The sequence below is a fragment of the Streptococcus sp. GMD6S genome (assembly GCF_000297015.1).
Window position 1 is genome coordinate 1 of the sequence record NZ_AJRH01000009.1, and the last position, 18,803, is coordinate 18,803.

Here is an 18,803-nt window from a genome sequence, read left to right on the forward strand (position 1 = left end):
GCATCAGAATTAGCCTTTTGAACACGTGCCAATTCTGTTTGATAAGCTGCTAATTTAGCTTGATAATCAGCATCATTATCCTCTTTAGCTTTCTTAATAGCTGCAAGGTCTGCTTCATACTGCTTCATCGCTGCTTCATAATTCGCTTTTGCAGTTTCATTACGCTGTTTAATCGCTTCATTTTCAGCTTTAAGCGCTTCGTTTTTAGCTGTGTTTTCTTTTACTGCTTTATCATAAGCCTCTTTAGCTTCAGCATTAGCTTTTTGTACTCGAGCTAATTCTGTCTGGTAAGCTGAAAGTTTATTTTGATAATCCTGTTGACTATCTTCATTTGCTTTTTTGACAGTTGCTAAATCTTTTTGATATTGTGCTAGCTTAGCCTCATATTCTGCTTTAGCTGTTGCATTAGCAGTGTTGATTTTTTCAACTTCTTCTTGATGACTTTTTAGATCTTTTTGGTACTTGTCATCCGCTGCTTTGTTTTCAGCATTGATTTTATCTGTTTCAGCCTGATGAGCTGCGACTTCTTTTTTATATGCTTCAGTTGTTGTCTTTACTTCTTCAGCCTGTTTAGCATAGTCGCTTTTAATCTCATCTTGCTTTTGAGCATTCTCTGTAGCAGTTGTGGCTGTTCCTTTGTCTTTTGTTTCATCTTGAACTACCTTAACTCCTGCAGATTTTGCATCAGCAACTGCTTTATCCAAATCAGCTGATGATACTTCTACTGGCAAAGCTGAGTCTTTAGAACCAGCCTTAGCTTGGCTTTCTTTGGCAACTTGGCTCATTTCACCCTGAGCTTCAGGTAAATTTGTAGCCGGGTTTCCTGTAGTAGCTACCTCAACCGTACTTGTACTAGTTGTCTCTGTAACTTCATCAGCAAATACTGCTTTGTCTGCAAAAGCAATCAAAGCCGTTCCTAAAACAGCACCACACAAAGTTTTGGCAACTTTGCTTTTACGAAATCCATAGACTTCTTTTTTATTTTTCATTATAATCCTTTTCCTTATCTAAATTTAGTCATTACTCCTCATTCTAGCACTTTACAAGGCAGGATGCAAATATTTACTCTTTTTTTTATTTATAGAAAAATTCCACCTATTTATAAATTAAATTAAAAAGAAGATGATCACACCATCTTCTTTTAGTTAAACTATTTATTTTTCAGTCAAAGCTGCCAATCCTGGAAGAACTTTACCTTCAAGGAGTTCCATTGATGCTCCACCACCAGTAGAGATCCATGAGAACTTGTCTGCACGGCCAAGGTTGATGGCTGCAGCAGCTGAGTCACCACCACCGATGATTGATTTTACGCCTGGTTGTTTCACGATAGCATCCATGACACCGATTGTACCAGCTTGGAAGTCAGGGTTTTCAAATACACCCATAGGTCCGTTCCATACAACTGTTTTCGCACCAGTCAAAGCTTCGTCAAATTTAGCGATAGATTTTGGACCGATATCCAAACCAAGGAAACCTGGGTCTACTGCTTCACCTTCAGTGTCTTTCACTTCAGTGTAGTCAGCAAATGCGTTTGCTTCTTTTGAGTCAACTGGCAAGATCAATTTGCCGTTTGCTTTTTCAAGAAGAGCTTTCGCAACATCCAATTTGTCTTCTTCTACAAGTGAGTTACCGATTTCGATACCTTGAGCTTTGTAGAATGTGTAAGTCATCCCACCACCGATAAGAACTTTATCAGCTTTTTCAAGCAAGTTTTCGATAACACCGATCTTGTCTGAAACTTTTGAACCACCAAGGATTGCTACGAATGGACGTTCTGGAGCTTCAACTGCTTCTTGGATGTAGGCAATTTCGTTTTCAAGAAGGAAACCAGCAACTGCTTTTTCAACGTTTGCTGAGATACCAACGTTAGATGCGTGTGCACGGTGAGCTGTACCGAATGCATCGTTTACGAAAATACCATCTCCAAGTGATGCCCAGTATTTACCAAGTTCAGGATCATTTTTAGATTCTTTCTTGCCGTCAACATCTTCGTAACGAGTGTTTTCAACCAAGAGAACTTGTCCATCTTCAAGAGCGTTGATCGCAGCTTCCAATTCAGCACCACGAGTGACACCTGGAAGGAAAGCAACGTCTTGACCCAATTTAGCTGCCAAGTCAGCAGCTACAGGAGCAAGTGATTTACCAGCTTTGTCTGCTTCTTCTTTTACACGGCCAAGGTGAGAGAAGAGGATTGCACGTCCACCTTGTTCAAGGATGTACTTGATAGTTGGAAGAGCTGCAGTGATACGATTATCATTGGTAATCACGCCATCTTTAACAGGTACGTTGAAGTCAACACGAACGAGAACTTTTTTCCCTTTCAAGTCAACGTCTTTAACAGTCAATTTTGCCATTAGATATGACTCCTTCTTTTTTTATACGTGTTAATTATATCACAAAATCAGCAAAAGAGATAGAAAAACCCTAAACTTTTCTTGTTCTTTCCTCTATTTATTAACCTAAAAATCTAGGATTGCAGTTCGGGAAATAGAAATTTTCACATAATTCGGTTGGAATAATTTAGGCAAATTTCTTGATTGATCTGCCTAATTACTTCTATACCATTCTTTTTCTAATATTTTAATCCTTAATATTCTAAACTCTACAGTCCTTCTTTTTGAATTGCTAGGTTTCTTATTATACAATATAACTAAAATAGTTTCTTCAGTTTGTACTATTTGAGATTAAAAGAAGAGGAATTGCTACCATGAAATTAGAAAGACTAATCTATATTTTACTGTCTCTTTTAAATAAGAAGAGAATAACAGCTAAAGAGATTGCAGAGAGGTTTGAAATATCTACTCGAACTGTATATAGAGACATGGATACACTCAGTTTAGCGGGGATTCCAATCTATTCGGAACGTGGAGATAAGGGAGGTTTCTATATACCAAGCGACTATAAGATAGACAGAAACTATTTCACTGAGGAAGAGAGACAGTTTATCATTAATATGAGCCAAAATGTTAGTAAAATCGTTGGTCATTCAAGTCTTGACAGTATCGAGCACAAGCTGTCTTCTCAAGAAATTACAAGAGCAAACAGTCCTTTTTACTTTGATCTCAGTTCCTGGACTCTTAATACAAATTATTTACTAGAAATTGAGGAAGCGATACAAACTGAACAGATGATTTCTTTTTCTTACTATTCGAAAAAACAAGAGAAAAGTCAGCGAACAGTTATTCCATACAGATTGATCTATAAACTGAATGCTTGGTATGTTATCGGTTACTGCTTAGAGAAATTAGATTTTCGTATTTTTAAATTAACTCGAATTCGAGAACTAGAACCAGTGGAGATAAAAGATAAATCATTCGATTATCCACGTTTATCTCAAGAAAAGTTAGAGCTTTTTTTAAATCCCCCCAAAAATAAAGTGGAGGGGCAAAGAGAAGAAATCGAACTAGTTTTTACAAGATTTGCACTTCCAAAAATCTACGATCACTTCACGGAAGAAGAAATCAGAGTCGAGGACGAAATAATAAAAGTTCAGGCATTTAGAGCTTTAACTCCTTCATTTTTTGATTTACTATTAAGTTTTGGTTATCAAGTAAAGGTCGTATCCCCAAGTCACTTACAAAATCTACTGGTCAGTACTCTCAAAAAAAATCTTCAGCAATATGACAACCTGTAGTCATATTGCCTTTTGTATACTCTTAAGTGGGCAAAATATTTCGTGATATTCATCATAGCCCAATTATTTTACAGGAGGTTCCAAATGGATACAAAAACACTTGCAGAAAGCTATTTTACGGCAGTAAATGAGGGAGGCTGGGAAGATTTCGTAGCTGAAAACTTTGATTATGGCATGTGCGATAGTATAGAAATTCGACAAGGACGTAATATTTATTTGCAAGGCGCAGGCCAATTCTATGCTTTGAGCAAGCATCTTGAAGTGAAGCAATTACTTGTTGATGGTCGAACAGTCTCAGCTTTAAATCGCTACCGTCTACATTCTCCTCAAGGAAAAGAACTAGAACTGGATGTCGCAGAATTTCTGAAATTCGATGAGTTTGATAAATTAGTTGCATCCAATATTTATTTCGACACCTATCGTTTCCAAAAATTTATCCAAGGAATTGAATAACAAAAATCTAGCTTCAAATTTACTCTTCAATTTCAAAACTAAAAACAAGGTCTGACTAATCTACAGTCAAACCTTGTTTTTTTATTTTTATAAGAAAATCCAAGATTCGTAAATCTGATTAGTTTTCTCTCCCCTTTCTAGAGAGCAAACCGTAGCCACTCATTAGTCCGAGAAGTCCCAGCGCTACTAGACTAGCATCTGTTTCTGCACCAGTATTCGGCAGTTGTTTGCTTGTTTCTTCAACTTTTGCTGGCGTTGCTAAAAGCGCTTGATCCCTTGTTTGTGAGACTTGCTCTTCTTTCGTTCCAACTTCTGTGATTTCTGGGATCGCTTCCTTGAGAACTTCAGTCGAACGAAGGGTGCGTTTGCCCTGAGCATCAACTTCTACAAATTGGCGAACTTGTCCTTCCACTCCTACTTGTACTAGCTGACGTTGTCCTTTGAGAAAGGCTGCATTTGGTCGTTCCTGATGTTCGAAGGAAACTGTCCCCTCTTCAATTTCCAGTTTCGGAGTTTCTAGAACTAAATCTTTCACACCTTCAGCTGGTTGGTTGCTTGATAGAACTTTTGTTCCTACTTCTGTGATTTCTGGGATTGCTTCCTTGACTACCTCAGTCGAACGAAGAGTGCGTTTGTCTTTGGTATCTACTTCTACAAAACGACGAACTTGACCTTCAACTCCAGCTTGCACAACACGGCGTTGTCCTTTGAGAAATTCGGCGTTTGGTCGCTCCTGACGTTCATAGGCTGTTGTTTCAGTTTCAATAACTAGTTCAGGGAGTGCCTCAACCGTTGGAGCCACTTCATTTGGATCCACGCTTCCAACATGGTGACTTTCTTCTGCAGGAGCTAGTTTCTTATTTAGCTTCTCTTTCATTTCCGCAAAAGCTTGTGGAGTTGGCATCTCTGAAGCCAACAAAGTTTCTGCTTGGGCAATCAACTCAGCTTTAGGATCTTTTTCACGGACAGATTCGAGCAAACCTTCCAATTCTTCTCTAGCTGTCTGATAACGTTGATTTCCATCCAAGGCTGTCCCTGCTTGTTTCAACTCATTCAAAGCCCGATTGACTTCTTCTTGACTGGCATCATGGTTTTCTGCAACAGCTTTCGCTGCATTAAGTTTCTCTACTAGTGCAGCTTGTTTGTCCTCACTTGAGAAGGTATATGCAAGGGTTGACTGGCGACCTTGGGCAGCAGTGATTTCTTGTTTGAGGTATTCATCATTAACTGCAGCCTTTGGAGAAACCAAGACATCAAACTCAGCAGTATGTCCCTTGTAATGCAAGGTCAAGGTCTGGCGTCCAGTCTTCTGAGCATCGTAGCCTGTAATTTCAACATCTTTATCAGTAAAGCTGTGAGCCTCTTCTGTCTCATCATCATAGAGAACACCGAAGCGACCTTCAGAGAAATCCAGTTGATCTCCTACTAGATAGTCTGTTTTTGGTTTCTTAGTAATATACAAGCCCGCTACTTCTTTCGGTTTTCCTTCATCTTGACCAGTCACTTGTACTTTTAAGTCACCAGTAACCGAAAGTCCTAGATAGCTAACTGTGAGCTTTTGTTCCCCTTTTTGATGAGCGTTGTAGCCAGATACTGTCACACCTGAGTGAGTAAGGTTGATGAGCTCATCGGCTTGTCCCCCTTCGTATTGAACACGGAGAGTGCCGCCTCTAAGGTCAAGCTTTTCTCCCTCTTTATAAACTATCTTCTTAGGTCCTTTTTCGAGACTAACTGCAGCAATTTTTCTCTCATCCTGCGGAATCGCTACTGCCAAGGTGTTACTGATTTCTTTGCCAGGTAGTTTGGTACGATAGTAGAGGAGAGTTGGTTGCTTGTCAAAAGCCAATGGTGCTGTTGGCAAGTCGCCTCCAGTTTCAGTCTTCAAGGTTGCAATTGGTGTTTGTGAATCTGCCTTGTCGTAAACGGTGATAGTTGCACCCGCTGGAACATCAGAGAAGCCTAGTTGAACTTGATGGTTTCCAAGTGAACGGGCAGCTACCTTAGCCATTGGAATATTTTGGCTTTCTGTATCCAAGGTTTCGTACATCTTCCAGTTGTATATACGAATGGCTTTCCAAGGTGTTCCATTATCTGAAGTGATAACTTTTAGGCGCCAGTCTTGAGCGGTGATTGGTTTGTCAAGAGTGATATCTGTCACGTGCGCTTTATTGCCACGAACTTCCTTAGCTAGCTTCCACTCGCCATCTGTATCCTTGTAGTAAAGATCAAAGTCTTTGGTGTTCATCAAACCGTCGTTTACGGATTCTCCACCAGCTCCCGCATGATCCATTACCCATCTGACAACACGACGTGGTTGGGTCAAACGAATATCGACACTACCGCTCAATTGTCCTGAAGACCACTTGTCTGACAGGCTAGTAATGGTACCGTTCAACATACCTTCGATGCCTTCTCCACCTTCAGTATTTGGGAAAGTGCTATCGATAACCTTTGCCCCTGGAACAATATTTTCAGCTAAAGGTCTTGGGAGAGTCGTATCCTGAACTGTCATCCCCCAGTTAAAGGATGCCGTCGCAGCTTCAGAACGAAGTCCATTTTTACCAACCGCAACGACTTTCAATTCCTGAATCCTACCAGTCGCATTAGCAGAGCGGCTAATTTTTGGCAAGTAGATAGCGGAAGCAGATGATCCTGTCAACAAACGCCAGTTATCCCCATCTTTTTCGTAGACTTCATAGAAATCTGCATCTTGGTTACCCGCAAACTGAACCACTGCTTCAGCTTCTTGGGCATTCTTGAGAGATTGTTTCACTACAGAGAGACCTGTCGGGGCTTGTGGCGCTTGGTGATTGTCTGAAATGGTTAATTGACCTAGGTTGAACTGATAATCTTTTACAGCTCCTTCATGCTCGAAGAAGAGTTTGACTGCATAGATGGTTTTACCTGCTAGTGAGCTGAGGTCAAATTCTTCATTCTTCCAGTCATCAGAGAGAGTCAGTTCTTTCCATGCAGCTGCATCCTCAAATTTGTAGTCTGGAGTCGTAGAGAAGGCCATATAAACTTTAGAGCCTTTTCCTCCCTTGTGGGCAACACGAAGTTTGGTTTTCTCTGTTACTTCTAGTTTGGTAGAATACAAATTCACATCCTGGTCCGTCTTACCAACTACATCACCTGAGAATTTAAGGGAGTTACCTCCATTATAGGCATCTGTAAAATCATATTCTGCACGAAGTTTTTCACCTGTCGAAGTCTGCCACCAGCGCCATGTTGGCAAAACACCTGAAACAGAACGGTAGTTCCACTCAGAATCCTTAGAAACTTTACCGTCAACAAACCATTTTCTACCATGACCTGTATTAAAAGAGGTGGTGAAGGTACGTCCTACTGCTGGTGTACGGTCAGCAACTAAATTGGCAATTCCATACCACTCTTTATCTGCTGGTTTTTGAGCCGTTGGATCTCCTTGGTAACCTGTAAAGAAGATGTCTTCGTTCTTGTGGTAGTCTTCGCCTGTTTTTCCTAGACTGGTAATCGTATCTGGTGCAAAAAGTCCAAGTGACAAACGCAACTTGCCTTTTTCATCTAAGAGGGCATCCCATTTGACTTTGGTCTTATAAGAGCCACCTTGTTGCAATTCCAAGCCTGCAAAGACATCATACTGGCTACGTTCTAGCCATTTTGCCATCTCTACGGAGTGGTCATTCTTTTCCTTGTTCCAGTTGAAATTGGCAAAAAATTGATCTGCAGGGACTTTGTCACCTTCTTTTTGCATGAACTGGTAGTTGTAATCACCTAGACCATCTTCGTGGTAACGACCGTATTTGTAGGTCATGGCATCGTACCAAGCATACTTGATCGGGTGGTTGACTTTGGCTGCGTATTCTTTTGTATAGAGCATGAATTGGCGCATTTTTTCACCAAGAGGTGCTACCAATTCACCCGTTGTTTCTTGGTTGATAAAATACCCATCAAAGCCATAGTACTTAGCAAGGTCGACAAGTTTTCGTGCGATAGGGAAGGTGCCATCTGCGTCTTGTTTCAAGGCAGCTGCAAATTTCTCTTGGTCGGCAATGCTATTTGACCAGTTGAAAAAGAGGGTTCCATAAACGGGAACTCCGTTGCGGTGCCCAGCATCAATGACATCTGGAGTTGGAACTAGACCTTCCCAGAAGACCATTGAATCCAAGTACTGCCAGTAATCAAAGGCGTAAGCCTTGAATTCTTCTCCACCAACAGAAGCATGGTCTTTAGCCTTTGAGTTGGTATTTGCTAGCGCCTGAACCTTGGCTCTTCTGCTTGCTTTTTCGTTAACCAACTGACCTCTATGGCGCTTGGCGAGTTCAACTGAGGAACGATTGATGGGATCATCCTCGCGCGCACCTGGTTCCCATTTCAACAAATCATCCCAAGTATCAAATTTGATTTCTTTTGGTCGGAGACTCTTTTCTTCATTTTTAGGAACGTCTGCTAGAATCGGTTTGTCGGCTTTCTTCTCAGCCACTTGAGGAGTTTCCTCTGGTTTGACTTCTTCTTTTTCAGTTGGTTGAGCAGGTTTTTCTGTCGGAGTTGGCTTTGCTTCTTCTTTTTCATTAACCAGATCCGTTATTGTTGGAGGGTTTTCTGAAATTGGTTGCTCAGCTACTTTGTTCTCTGTTTTCTCTAATTGTTTTTCAAGGGCTGCAGTATCTGGATTAGCTGTTTCACTAGTACTTGTCGCTTGGGCGCTCGTATTTGTAGCTGTTTCAGGGACTGCGACTTGTTCGGCAAGAGCTGGGCTCGCAAATAGAGCTGAACCAATCATCAAGGAACAAGCCCCGATTGACAACTTACGAATACTGTAACGGCAACGTTTTTCAAAAAATAGATTTTTCATCTTATCCTCCTAATAAAATATAAAGTAAGCGCTTTACTTTTTGATAAAAAGTAACTGTTCTCAATGTACACCACCAGAACAGGATCATCTTCATTTTATCCTATATGAAAGCGTTGTCAATATACTTGACACAAAAACTATAACTAGGATAAAAATCAGTAAAATTTGGACACAATCCTATAAATCATCTATCTTAAAGGGAAACTACCTCTCATTTTGAAAGAAAGTTCTTGTTTCTTATGAAAATTTCAGCTAAACACTTGTGAGATTTACTTTTATCCTTTAAAATAGAATAGGAGAAATTCCGTTATTATTTTTCGGAGGAAAAAGAAATGTCCATTAATTGGCAGGAAATTTTATTTCACTTTTTAGGAGGTCTAGGACTGTTTTTATACAGTATCAAGACCATGGGAGACGGTTTGCAACAAGCTGCTGGAGATCGCCTTCGTTTTTACATTGACAAGTACACTAGCAATCCCTTTTTAGGTGTTCTAGTCGGAATCGTCGTGACTGCCCTGATTCAGTCAAGTACAGGGGTTACAGTTATCACGGTTGGGCTAGTCAGCGCTAGTCTTCTAACCCTTAGACAGGCTATCGGAATTATCATGGGAGCCAACATCGGAACCACTGTTACTTCCTTTATCATCGGTTTCAAACTAGGCGAGTATGCTTTACCCTTGATTTTCCTTGGAACCATGTTCCTCTTCTTCACAAAAAACAGAACAGCAAACAATATCGGGCGCATCCTGTTTGGTGTAGGGGGAATCTTCTACGCTCTCAACCTCATCAGTGCCGGGATGAGTCCACTTAAAGATTTACCACAATTCAAGGAATATATGGTAACCTTGGGACAAAATCCTATTTTAGGAGTGGTAGCTGGTGCAGTGATTACCGTCCTCATCCAGGCATCTTCTGCAACTATCGGGATTTTGCAAGGTCTCTATGCAGGTGGGTTCCTTGACCTTAAAGGTTCACTACCAGTTCTTTTCGGAGATAATATCGGGACAACCCTAACAGTTATCATTGCGGCAGCTGGAGCCAATGTCTCTGCAAAGCGCGTTGCGGCAACCCACGTTACCTTTAACGTTTTAGGGACTATTCTTTGCTTAATCTTATTAGGCCCCTTTACTGCTATGATCGAGTACTTCCAGGCACTCCTTCACCTCTCACCTGAGATGACCATCGCCTTCTCGCACGGTGCCTTTAACGTAAGTAACACCATTGTACAATTTCCATTCATCGGAGCCTTGGCCTACTTTGTAACCAAGCTCATCCCTGGTGAAGACGAGGTTGTCAAGTACGAGCCCCTTTATCTCGACGAGCAACTTATCCAGCAATCTCCTTCTATAGCTCTAGGAAATGCCAAAAAAGAACTCTTGCACTTGGGGAACTATGCAGCCAAAGCTTTTGACCTTTCTTATACCTATATCATCGGTTTGGATGAAAAGGTAGCTGAAAAAGGACACAAGACAGAGGAAGCCATCAATACCATCGATGAAAAACTCACTCGTTACCTCATCAGACTCTCAAGCGAATCCTTGAGTCAAAAGGAAAGTGAAGTCTTGACTAACATCCTTGATTCATCTCGTGATTTGGAACGGATTGGGGACCACGCAGAAGGCTTGCTCAACCTAACAGACTACCTCCAACGTAAGAATGTTCAATTTTCTGATGCTGCTTTAGAGGAATTAGCTGAGATTTATCAAGCAACAACTGCATTTATCAAGGATGCCCTTGATAGTGTGGAAAACAATGATATTGAAAAAGCTCAGAGTCTGATTGAACGCCATAAAGAAATCAACAATATGGAACGTGTTCTCAGAAAGACCCATATCAAACGCCTTAACAAGGGTGAGTGTTCTACACAAGCTGGAGTCAACTTTATCGACATCATTTCCCACTATACTCGTGTGTCTGACCATGCTATGAACCTAGCTGAAAAGGTTATCGCTGAACAAATCTAATAAACAAAAAGCTATCCTGAATGGGATGGCTTTTTTCGTCTCCTCATCAAGAATTTCTTTTCTGACATATAAAAAAATGCTTTGATTCACAATGGAATCAAAGCATTTTAAAGAGTTCTCCAAACATGATAGCAGAAACTGCAGTGCCTCTATACTTGGCTTCTTCTCTTTTGATAAAGCGCGCCAAGTTGATCAATTCAGGTGCTGGGTATTTGGGATTGATGAGCAATTCACGATTGACAAGTCCTGAGAGACGGACTGCTAGTAATTGCTCATTTGTAGTGGGTAGTTTTTTAGCAGTCTCTAGGAGAGCAGCAACTAAATCTTCACTCAAACCCTGACGAGCATGGTTGTAGAGATCTCTTATAAGGCTTTCTAGGTTTGGTTCTGCCATCCCGACCACCTCCCTTATGCTTAATAATGTTTAATCAAATCAACCGTTGAACGGTCCAATTTTTTCACCAAGGCTTGCAAAAAAGCTTGAGCTTCTAGGAAGTCATCCATCGCGTAGAGAGTTTGGTGAGAATGGATATAACGAGCGCAGACACCGATAGTTGTAGATGGGACACCACCATTTTTCAGATGAGCTGCGCCAGCGTCTGTTCCGCCTTTACCACAGTAGTATTGGTACTTGATACCAGCTTCTTCAGCTGTTGTCAAAAGGAAATCCTTCATACCTGGGAGAAGCAAGTGACCTGGATCGTAGAAGCGAATCAAGGTTCCATCCCCAATCTTACCTTGGCCACCGTAGACATCACCTGCTGGCGAACAGTCAACTGCGAGGAAGACTTCTGGGTCAAACTTAGTTGTAGAAGTATGAGCGCCACGCAGACCAACCTCTTCTTGGACGTTAGAGCCAAGATAGAGTTCATTTCCGAGTTTTTGACCTGATAAAGCTTCAGCTAGCTCGCTTACCATGAGGACACCGTAGCGATTATCCCAAGCTTTTGAGATGATATTTTTTTCATTGGCTGTCAAGATAGCTGAGCTATCAGGGACAATGGTGTCACCCGGACGGATACCAAAGCTTTCTGCCTCAGCCTTGTCTGCAAACCCACCATCAAAAATGATATCTGAAATTGCTGGCATAGTTGGTCCACCTGTTCCACGTGTCAAATGTGGAGGGACAGAACCTGAGATCACAGGAATTTCACGACCGTCACGAGTTAAGAGTTTAAAGCGTTGGCTGCTAACCACCATGGGATTCCAACCACCGATTTCAACGACACGGAAGGTACCATCTGGCTTGATTTCGCTGACCATAAAACCAACTTCATCCATATGAGAAGCGACCAAAACACGGGGCGCATCGGCAACTTCTGAATGTTTGATACCAAAAATACCACCCAAGCCATCTGTCACTACTTCATCCACGTGTGGTGTCAACTTTTCACGAAGATAAGTTCGGACAGGCGCTTCATGACCTGAGATTGCAGCAAGCTCTGTTACTTCTTTGATTTTTGAAAATAATGTTGTCATATCAGTTCCTTCTTTCTGTCCTCCATTTTACCACTTTTTATAGGAGAAGGATAGTGAAAATCTTAATCTTCCAACTTCCTTTCTAGAGTATACAAAAAAGAATCAGGCTGATTCTTTTTGTTTATGATTTCGTCTGAGGCAAAAGTGGTCTGGGACGGGATCCTTTCCTATTGGCGACCATGGATGACAACGTAAAATCCGAGCCAAGCCCATCAGAACACCCTTGAAGCCATGTTTTTCAATAGCCTGAATCATGTAGTTGGAACAAGTAGGCTCAAAACGACAAGAGGGTGGAAAGGCTGGTGAGATAAAACGTTGATAAAAGCGTACTGGTGCTATTAAGATTCGTTTCATTATTTCTTGGTTACCGCCATGGTGTGTAGTTGGCTGATTTCTTTTTTGTTAAGGCGACGAGATTCTCCCGGACGGAGGCCTGTCAAATCTAAGTGTCCAAAACGTGTCCGAGACAACTTGTCCACTTGGAGGCCGACAGCTTCAAACATCTTTTTAACCTGATGGTTACGTCCTTCATGGATGGTCAACTGCACTACTGAGCGATTTTTTACTGGATCCACTTTGAGAATCTCATAGACAGCAGGCTTGGTTTTCTTGCCATCAATCTCAAGTCCACGAGTCAAGGGGCGGAGATTATCCTTATTGGCTACGCCTTTAACACGCGCAACGTAGACCTTGTCAATCTCATTACGAGGGTGAATCATCTCGTCTGTAAAGTCCCCATCATTGGTTAAAATCAAGACACCTGATGTATCCCAGTCCAAACGTCCAACTGGGTAAATGCGTTCTTTAACATTTGGCAAGAGATCCACAACAGTCTTTCGGCCCTTGTCGTCTGTCACACTGGAAATCACTCCACGTGGTTTGTTAAGCAGATAGTAGACCTTTTCTTCGTTGTAGATGGGCTGACCTTCCACTTCGACCTTATCTCCAGACTTGATGGTCGTTGCTAGTTCACGCACCACTTGGCCGTTAACCGTCACCAAGCCTTGCTTGATCAACTCTTCTGCTTTTCTCCTACTGGCCACACCTGCGTGGGCAATATACTTATTGATTCTCATCTTCTTCTATCCTTTCACCAAATAATTGGCTTTCTTGGGCTTGAATCTCAAGCTCATCAATCACTGGCAATTCTTCCAAATGGTTAATTCCCATGTAATCTAGGAAATAATCCGTAGTCACATAGAGGTTGGGACGACCCAACACTTCTTTTTTCCCGTCTTCTCGTATCAAGTCAAAGACCTGCAACTTTGCCAAGGCCCCGCTCGAGTTAACCCCACGGATAGCATCGATTTCTATCCGCGTAATCGGCTGCTTGTAGGCAATGATGGACAAGGTCTCAAGGGCCGCCCGAGATAAACTCTGGTTGATGGGCGCTTTGGAGTATTCCTTCAAAATCGCTGCAAATTGAGGCTTGGTAACCAATCTGTATGCTCCCCCTGTCTCAATCAGGGACAAACTCGAATCCTGGTCTCTTTCATACTTTTGGGCTAATTTTTCTAAACTCTGCTGGATTCCTGTCGGGGGAAGCGATAGGAGTTCAGCCAACTGACGGACTCGAATCCCATCTTCACCTGCTACAAACAAGAGCGCTTCTATTTCTGCTAAAGTACTCATCTTTCCTCTCTATCAAGTCTAGCTTTGTGCCTCTTGACTTTCTTCCTTCTTTTCCATGAGATAGATATCTCCGAAACTCTCCTCTTGCACGAGGATCAGTTCCTGGGTTTTGATTAACTCTAGGGTTGCCAAAAAGAGGGTAATGACCTCTTGGATATTCTGGGCTTCCTTGAACAAATCCTGCAAACGTAACTGATCCCGTCCAGCCAAGGACTCTTTTACGATGACCATCATATCCTCAATCTTATACTCATCCCGCAAGATGGTCGTGTGGTTCTGAGCGAACTCCTCTTTTTTCTTGGCTAGGATATTTGAAAAAGCCAAAAAGAGGTCAATGGTCGTCCTGTCATGCACAAGCTCCGCATCTTCGTAGATCAACTCTGTCGGCGCTTTGGAATAGTACTGGGCCCGATCTTGGTGCTTAGCCTCCAAGTGCTCACCCAAGAGTTTGAATTTGCGGTATTCTTCGATTTGAGAAAGAAGATCCTGCTCCAAGTCATCTTCCAAATCTGTCACTTCTGCTACCTTTGGAAGAAGCTTGCGACTCTTAATCAGCATGAGCTGACTGGCCATGACCATATACTCGCCCGTCACTTCCAGACGCATGGCCTGCAGGGTTGAGACATAGGCTAGGTACTGTTCGATGACTTCTGTAATAGGCACATCGTAGATATCCATCTGGTACTTAGAAACCAAGTGCAAGAGCAGGTCCAGGGGCCCTTCAAAATCTTTTAATTTAATATCCATTATCTATATTTTTCTAAGGTCAGAACTGTTTTTAATCCTAATTTTTTTGCTATTTCGTACAAATCGACCTTGTTTTCTATTTGTCTTAGAATGAATTGTTCCCGCAAGGCTTGGGCTGATAAGGTTGGGAAACCTTTCTCCTTGACAAAGGACTCTAGCTGTCGAAAGGCCCACTGACGAGAATATGCTTTCCCTCCCCTTTCAAAAAGATAGGTCTGCCCCATCAAGGGTTCCAATTCTGGAGTCAAGGTCGTGGGTATGGTGACAATCCTCTGTTGGGAAGCCTTGCTGATTCGCAACACCTGAAAATCCAGATTGATATCTGCAACCTTAAGGACTAAAATCTCACTTGGCAAGAGTCCCATTTCTAGGATTAAGAGCGCCAGCAAGCGTCCTTCTGGATAATTACTTTCCTGCCAAAAAGAGTCTAGGTCTAGAATTTCTGGTTTTTCAGTCTTCTTTTCAGCTTGTTTGGCTAATTCCAGACGGTAAAAGCTGTCCACTTCTCCTTTTCGATAGAGAAAGTAGAGAAATTGGTTGCAGGCCGAAAGTTTTCGCTTCTGGGCGCTGATTTTTAGATTGGCTAGCTGGGCTTGGTAAATCTTAAGACTGGTCTCAGAGATCCGCTCACCCACAATGTCTAAAAATTGCTCTAGATCATACTTATAGGACTGCTTGGAATTGGCAGACAAGCCCTGTTTTTCCTCTAAAAAGGCTGAAATCCTATCTCTCATTTGCATCGAATCTCATATTCCTTACTAAAGTCATGTAAGAGAGCATTGACAGCCTTGAGGATAGACTTGCGCGTGATGATTCCTTGAAAAATCCCTTCATCATCTACCACTGGCAAGAAGGGTTCATCCACCAGTTTATGGAGGACTTCAGTGATGTTATAGTCCGGAGCGACAACTGCCACATCCGTCTTGGTCATATTGACGATGTCTGTCTTTGCCATCTGTTCATCCGTCAAACCTTGCTCCATTTGATAAGCCAAAATGTCTCTCAGACCAATGGTTCCAACAAAGCGTTTGTCAAAGGTCACAACAGGGATACGGGTATAAGTGATTTGGCTCAACACTAAAATCGCATGATCAGCGTTATGGGTATCAATCAAGGCTGCTAGATTCTCAGCAGGGGTAAGAAAAGTCTCTTCCTGCTCCAATAAAAATGCTTCAAATTCCTTGGCAATCATCGAGCAAACTCCTTGGACAGACCTGGATAAACCTCATGATCACGTGTCAAAAAGTCTACTTTAAAATAGCTGTCATCAATCTCCACACGGGCATAGAGGCATTCTCTAATAGTTCCTCGTGGTTGGCTGATGGAGCCTGGATTGAGAAAAAGAGTCTTTCCTTCCATCCAAGCATTTGGTACATGCAAGTGACCATAGAGACAGATATCGGCATCTTCTTCCTGAGCCCAGTAGTCCAACTTTTGAAAGTTGAAATTGATATCAAACAAGTGTCCATGCGTCTGGATGATCTTAGTTGGACCAAGTTGAGTTACCAAACGTTCTGGGTAGCCAGCATAAAAGTCCATATTTCCTTTGACGACATGGATGCCTTCCCAGAGCGGAGAGTCTGGACGGAGTTCTGAGTCACCATCGTGAAAAATGGCATCGACTTTCCCCAGATAACGATCACGAATTTCTTCCACAATCAAGCTATCGCCATGGGAATCACTCATTACAATGATGGTTTGCTTTGCCATGATGGAAATACCTCCAAAAGTTTCTTAACGGCTAAGGCACGGTGGGATTGGCTATTTTTTTCTTCAAGGGTTAATTCAGCTGCTGACTTACCTGTCTCTCCCACAAGGAAGAGCGGATCATAACCAAAGCCATTTTCACCCTTGGGTTCAAAGTTGATATAACCTGGCCAGTCAGCTTCAACCACCAAGCTTTCCTTGTTTGGACTAGCTACGACTAGGGTTGTGTGGAATTGAGCCGAACGGTCCTTGAGTTCAAAGACCATGGCCAATTCGTGCAAGAGTTTGGCATTGTTTTCACGGTCGGTTGCTCCCACACCTGCAAAACGGGCTGACCAGACTCCTGGCAAACCGCCGAGGACATCGACTTTGAGACCTGAGTCATCTGCTAGCACCATCTTGCCTGTTAATTGGGAAATGGTTTCTGCCTTGAGGCGGGCATTTTCTTCAAAGGTCATACCTGTTTCAGCTACTTCAGGCAAATCTGGATAGTCATTGAGATTTTCCACATCGTAGCCTAACTTGTCAAAGATAGCTCGGAATTCCTTGGTCTTTCCTTCGTTACGAGTCGCAATGAGCAGAGTTTCTCTGACCTTGCTAGTTTCAAAGAAGGTTTCCACTTCAACTCCTTCTTTAGGCAATTCGACATGCAAAAGCTGTCCATTTTCAATCAAGAGCAGGGCACCCTGACGTTGGATGACTTCTAGATTGCGGCCTGCTTCAGCATTTAAAATCTCAACGATAAAGGAGAGCAGACGGAAGTTAGAAGACCAGCGCATCACCGTTATCGTAATCGGAAAGCCATTTTCCTCGTCCCGAAAAATCCGCGCTAAATCCATAAAATCAAGCTCGAGAGGATCTTTGATAAGGCTATAGATGCCTCCATAGACATCCCAGACACCGACATACCAGTCCTGGTCATCCTTGTATTCATAAATTTTGTTTGTCATAAAGTTACATGCTCCACATGAATCTCTTTTTCCAGCCATTCTGCTCCAATCTGGGCAAAACTTTGGCTATTGGCTGTTGTGTAAAAACGATGTTGAAGAGGTCCCGCATCTCGGCTACGGTTGATTTCAAAATAGTTCAGCAAAACCGAGATATCCCGTACACACTCTGCCCCACTATCGATGAGCTGAACCTTTGGTCCCATGACATTTTGGATGATAGGGCGAAGGAGTGGGTAATGGGTACAGCCCAAAATCAGGCTATCCACCTTGCCGACCAAGGGACGCAGGGTTTCATAAACCACTTTCTTGGTAACACTGGTTGACAGGGCACCAGACTCCACCAAGGGGGCAAACTTGGGACAGGCCAAACTTTCCACCTGTAAGTCTGGATCCAAATCATGGATTTTTTGACGATAGATGTCTGATTGGACCGTCATGGGCGTTCCAATGACCCCGATTTTCCCACCTTGACTGGACTTGATAGCTGCCGAAGCTCCTGGCAAAATCACACCTAGGACAGGAATATCTAGTTGGGCCTTGATTTCTTCCCAGACGACCGCAGTCGCAGTATTACAAGCAATGACAATCATTTTGACATCCTTGGTCAAGAGAAAGTTGACCAACTGCCAAGTATATTCACGGATTTGCTCAGCAGGACGGGGACCATAGGGCGCCCGTGCCGAATCTCCAATATAGACGATTTCTTCATGGGGAAGCTGGCGCATGAGCTCACGTACAACAGTCAAGCCCCCGACACCCGAATCCAAAAAACCAATTGGTCGATTATCCATACAGTCTTCTTTCTAGTCTTCTTTTCTGATTGATAGTTCATCATAATTACTCGTCCTAAATGAACGTATAGACAGCTTGATAGAATGGAAACTGCCTCTCTCTTAATCATAATCAAATATCAATAGAATGCAAGGAAAAAGTCTTATCCTTGAGAACTATTGAACATAGTGAGAAGTCTGGAACTTTCATCCCAGACTTTTCCTATTTATTTCTTTTTATTGTTAGCAAGAGCTGCTTTTTGTTGGCGGATGATTTGGTGGTAAACTTGTTGTACCTTGGCTTCGCTTGGTTTTTGACCATTTGCACTCAAGAGAGCACGAACTGCCTCAGCGTTCAAACGTGGGTTGTCCGCAAATTCTTTTTCGATTTGCTTACGAACCAAGTACATCCCTCCAAGAGCTCCCCCTAGAAAAGCTAGCACAATCAAGACAATTGCTAAAAGTAAATCCATTCTTTTTCTCCTGTTTCTTTTTGAGTCTTCTATATTATACCATAAAGTGACTTTCCTGACTAGTTTGTTTTACGCTTTCAAGAGGGGGTTAAGCCAATTCTAAGCTAGTCTTACAATCAGAATGAACTATAAAATTACGAATAATTCTCCCCCTTCCTCT

The 18,803-nt window shown here is 42.3% G+C and carries 18 protein-coding genes; 3 read left to right on the top strand and 15 right to left on the bottom strand.

The annotated features are described in order from the left end of the window. Together GMD6S_RS02560 and GMD6S_RS02565 are read right to left on the bottom strand one after the other, a co-directional pair. The coding region (locus tag GMD6S_RS02560; protein WP_000791189.1) for a putative cross-wall-targeting lipoprotein signal domain-containing proteiin at positions 1 to 989 on the bottom strand (989 nt) is incomplete at its 3' end. 165 nt (positions 990 to 1,154) lie between these two features. Continuing rightward, the gene (locus GMD6S_RS02565; RefSeq protein ID WP_001096763.1) at positions 1,155 to 2,354 is read right to left on the bottom strand and encodes a phosphoglycerate kinase; all 1,200 of its coding nucleotides are present in this window, start codon (positions 2,352 to 2,354) and stop codon (positions 1,155 to 1,157) included. A gap of 353 nt (positions 2,355 to 2,707) precedes the next feature. Between GMD6S_RS02565 and GMD6S_RS02570 the strand changes: the two genes are divergently transcribed. Further along, on the top strand, positions 2,708 to 3,634 hold the full coding sequence (locus tag GMD6S_RS02570) for a helix-turn-helix transcriptional regulator (protein WP_000764448.1): 927 nt from the start codon (positions 2,708 to 2,710) through the stop codon (positions 3,632 to 3,634). 84 nt (positions 3,635 to 3,718) lie between these two features. Next, on the top strand, positions 3,719 to 4,087 hold the full coding sequence (locus GMD6S_RS02575) for a hypothetical protein (RefSeq protein WP_008292660.1): 369 nt from the start codon (positions 3,719 to 3,721) through the stop codon (positions 4,085 to 4,087). A gap of 118 nt (positions 4,088 to 4,205) precedes the next feature. Here GMD6S_RS02575 and GMD6S_RS02580 read toward each other — a convergent pair whose 3' ends face one another. Then, complete coding sequence (locus GMD6S_RS02580; RefSeq protein WP_000792773.1) at positions 4,206 to 8,921, bottom strand: endo-beta-N-acetylglucosaminidase; 4,716 nt, start codon at positions 8,919 to 8,921, stop codon at positions 4,206 to 4,208. 332 nt (positions 8,922 to 9,253) lie between these two features. Here GMD6S_RS02580 and GMD6S_RS02585 point away from each other — a divergent pair, with 332 nt between their 5' ends. Further along, positions 9,254 to 10,885, top strand: a complete 1,632-nt coding sequence (locus GMD6S_RS02585) for a Na/Pi cotransporter family protein (protein ID WP_000026662.1) — start codon at positions 9,254 to 9,256, stop codon at positions 10,883 to 10,885. Between the two features lie 97 nt (positions 10,886 to 10,982). Here the strand turns inward: GMD6S_RS02585 and GMD6S_RS02590 are convergent, their stop codons facing one another. The 12 genes from GMD6S_RS02590 to GMD6S_RS02645 form a co-directional block, all read right to left on the bottom strand. Then, a complete protein-coding gene (locus GMD6S_RS02590) occupies positions 10,983 to 11,279 on the bottom strand; it encodes a hypothetical protein (RefSeq protein WP_000840145.1) in 297 nt (98 codons plus the stop codon). A 20-nt stretch (positions 11,280 to 11,299) separates the two neighbouring features. Next, on the bottom strand, positions 11,300 to 12,364 hold the full coding sequence (pepA, locus tag GMD6S_RS02595) for a glutamyl aminopeptidase (protein ID WP_000209189.1): 1,065 nt from the start codon (positions 12,362 to 12,364) through the stop codon (positions 11,300 to 11,302). Positions 12,365 to 12,466: 102 nt separating this feature from the next. Beyond that, positions 12,467 to 12,718 (bottom strand): membrane protein insertion efficiency factor YidD, encoded by a 252-nt coding sequence (yidD, locus tag GMD6S_RS02600; protein WP_000821629.1) that lies wholly within the window; start codon positions 12,716 to 12,718, stop codon positions 12,467 to 12,469. Continuing rightward, positions 12,718 to 13,440, bottom strand: coding sequence for a pseudouridine synthase (locus tag GMD6S_RS02605; RefSeq protein WP_001222228.1), 723 nt, complete (start codon positions 13,438 to 13,440; stop codon positions 12,718 to 12,720). The genes yidD and GMD6S_RS02605 overlap by 1 nt, the downstream gene beginning before the upstream one ends. Further along, positions 13,427 to 13,996 carry an SMC-Scp complex subunit ScpB gene (gene scpB, locus GMD6S_RS02610; RefSeq protein WP_000105291.1) on the bottom strand — a complete coding sequence of 190 codons (570 nt, stop codon included), beginning with the start codon at positions 13,994 to 13,996 and terminating at the stop codon, positions 13,427 to 13,429. Before scpB ends, GMD6S_RS02605 begins: the two co-directional genes overlap by 14 nt. An 18-nt stretch (positions 13,997 to 14,014) precedes the next feature. Then, entirely contained in the window at positions 14,015 to 14,743 is a 729-nt protein-coding gene (locus GMD6S_RS02615) for a segregation/condensation protein A (protein ID WP_000351892.1), read from the bottom strand. Further along, positions 14,743 to 15,477 carry a site-specific tyrosine recombinase XerD gene (xerD, locus tag GMD6S_RS02620; RefSeq protein ID WP_303622562.1) on the bottom strand — a complete coding sequence of 245 codons (735 nt, stop codon included), beginning with the start codon at positions 15,475 to 15,477 and terminating at the stop codon, positions 14,743 to 14,745. The genes GMD6S_RS02615 and xerD overlap by 1 nt, the downstream gene beginning before the upstream one ends. Further along, a complete protein-coding gene (gene cbpB / locus GMD6S_RS02625) occupies positions 15,474 to 15,935 on the bottom strand; it encodes a cyclic-di-AMP-binding protein CbpB (protein ID WP_000560694.1) in 462 nt (153 codons plus the stop codon). Before cbpB ends, xerD begins: the two co-directional genes overlap by 4 nt. Next, positions 15,932 to 16,453: a metallophosphoesterase gene (locus GMD6S_RS02630; protein ID WP_001118939.1), complete on the bottom strand. Its 522-nt coding sequence runs from the start codon at positions 16,451 to 16,453 to the stop codon at positions 15,932 to 15,934. The genes cbpB and GMD6S_RS02630 overlap by 4 nt, the downstream gene beginning before the upstream one ends. Further along, positions 16,429 to 17,439 (bottom strand): nucleoside-triphosphate diphosphatase, encoded by a 1,011-nt coding sequence (locus GMD6S_RS02635; RefSeq protein WP_443255802.1) that lies wholly within the window; start codon positions 17,437 to 17,439, stop codon positions 16,429 to 16,431. Before GMD6S_RS02635 ends, GMD6S_RS02630 begins: the two co-directional genes overlap by 25 nt. Continuing rightward, the gene (gene racE / locus GMD6S_RS02640) at positions 17,397 to 18,191 is read right to left on the bottom strand and encodes a glutamate racemase (RefSeq protein ID WP_000370379.1); all 795 of its coding nucleotides are present in this window, start codon (positions 18,189 to 18,191) and stop codon (positions 17,397 to 17,399) included. The genes GMD6S_RS02635 and racE overlap by 43 nt, the downstream gene beginning before the upstream one ends. A 206-nt stretch (positions 18,192 to 18,397) precedes the next feature. Next, positions 18,398 to 18,643 carry a YneF family protein gene (locus GMD6S_RS02645; protein WP_000364986.1) on the bottom strand — a complete coding sequence of 82 codons (246 nt, stop codon included), beginning with the start codon at positions 18,641 to 18,643 and terminating at the stop codon, positions 18,398 to 18,400. Positions 18,644 to 18,803: the final 160 nt, after the last annotated feature.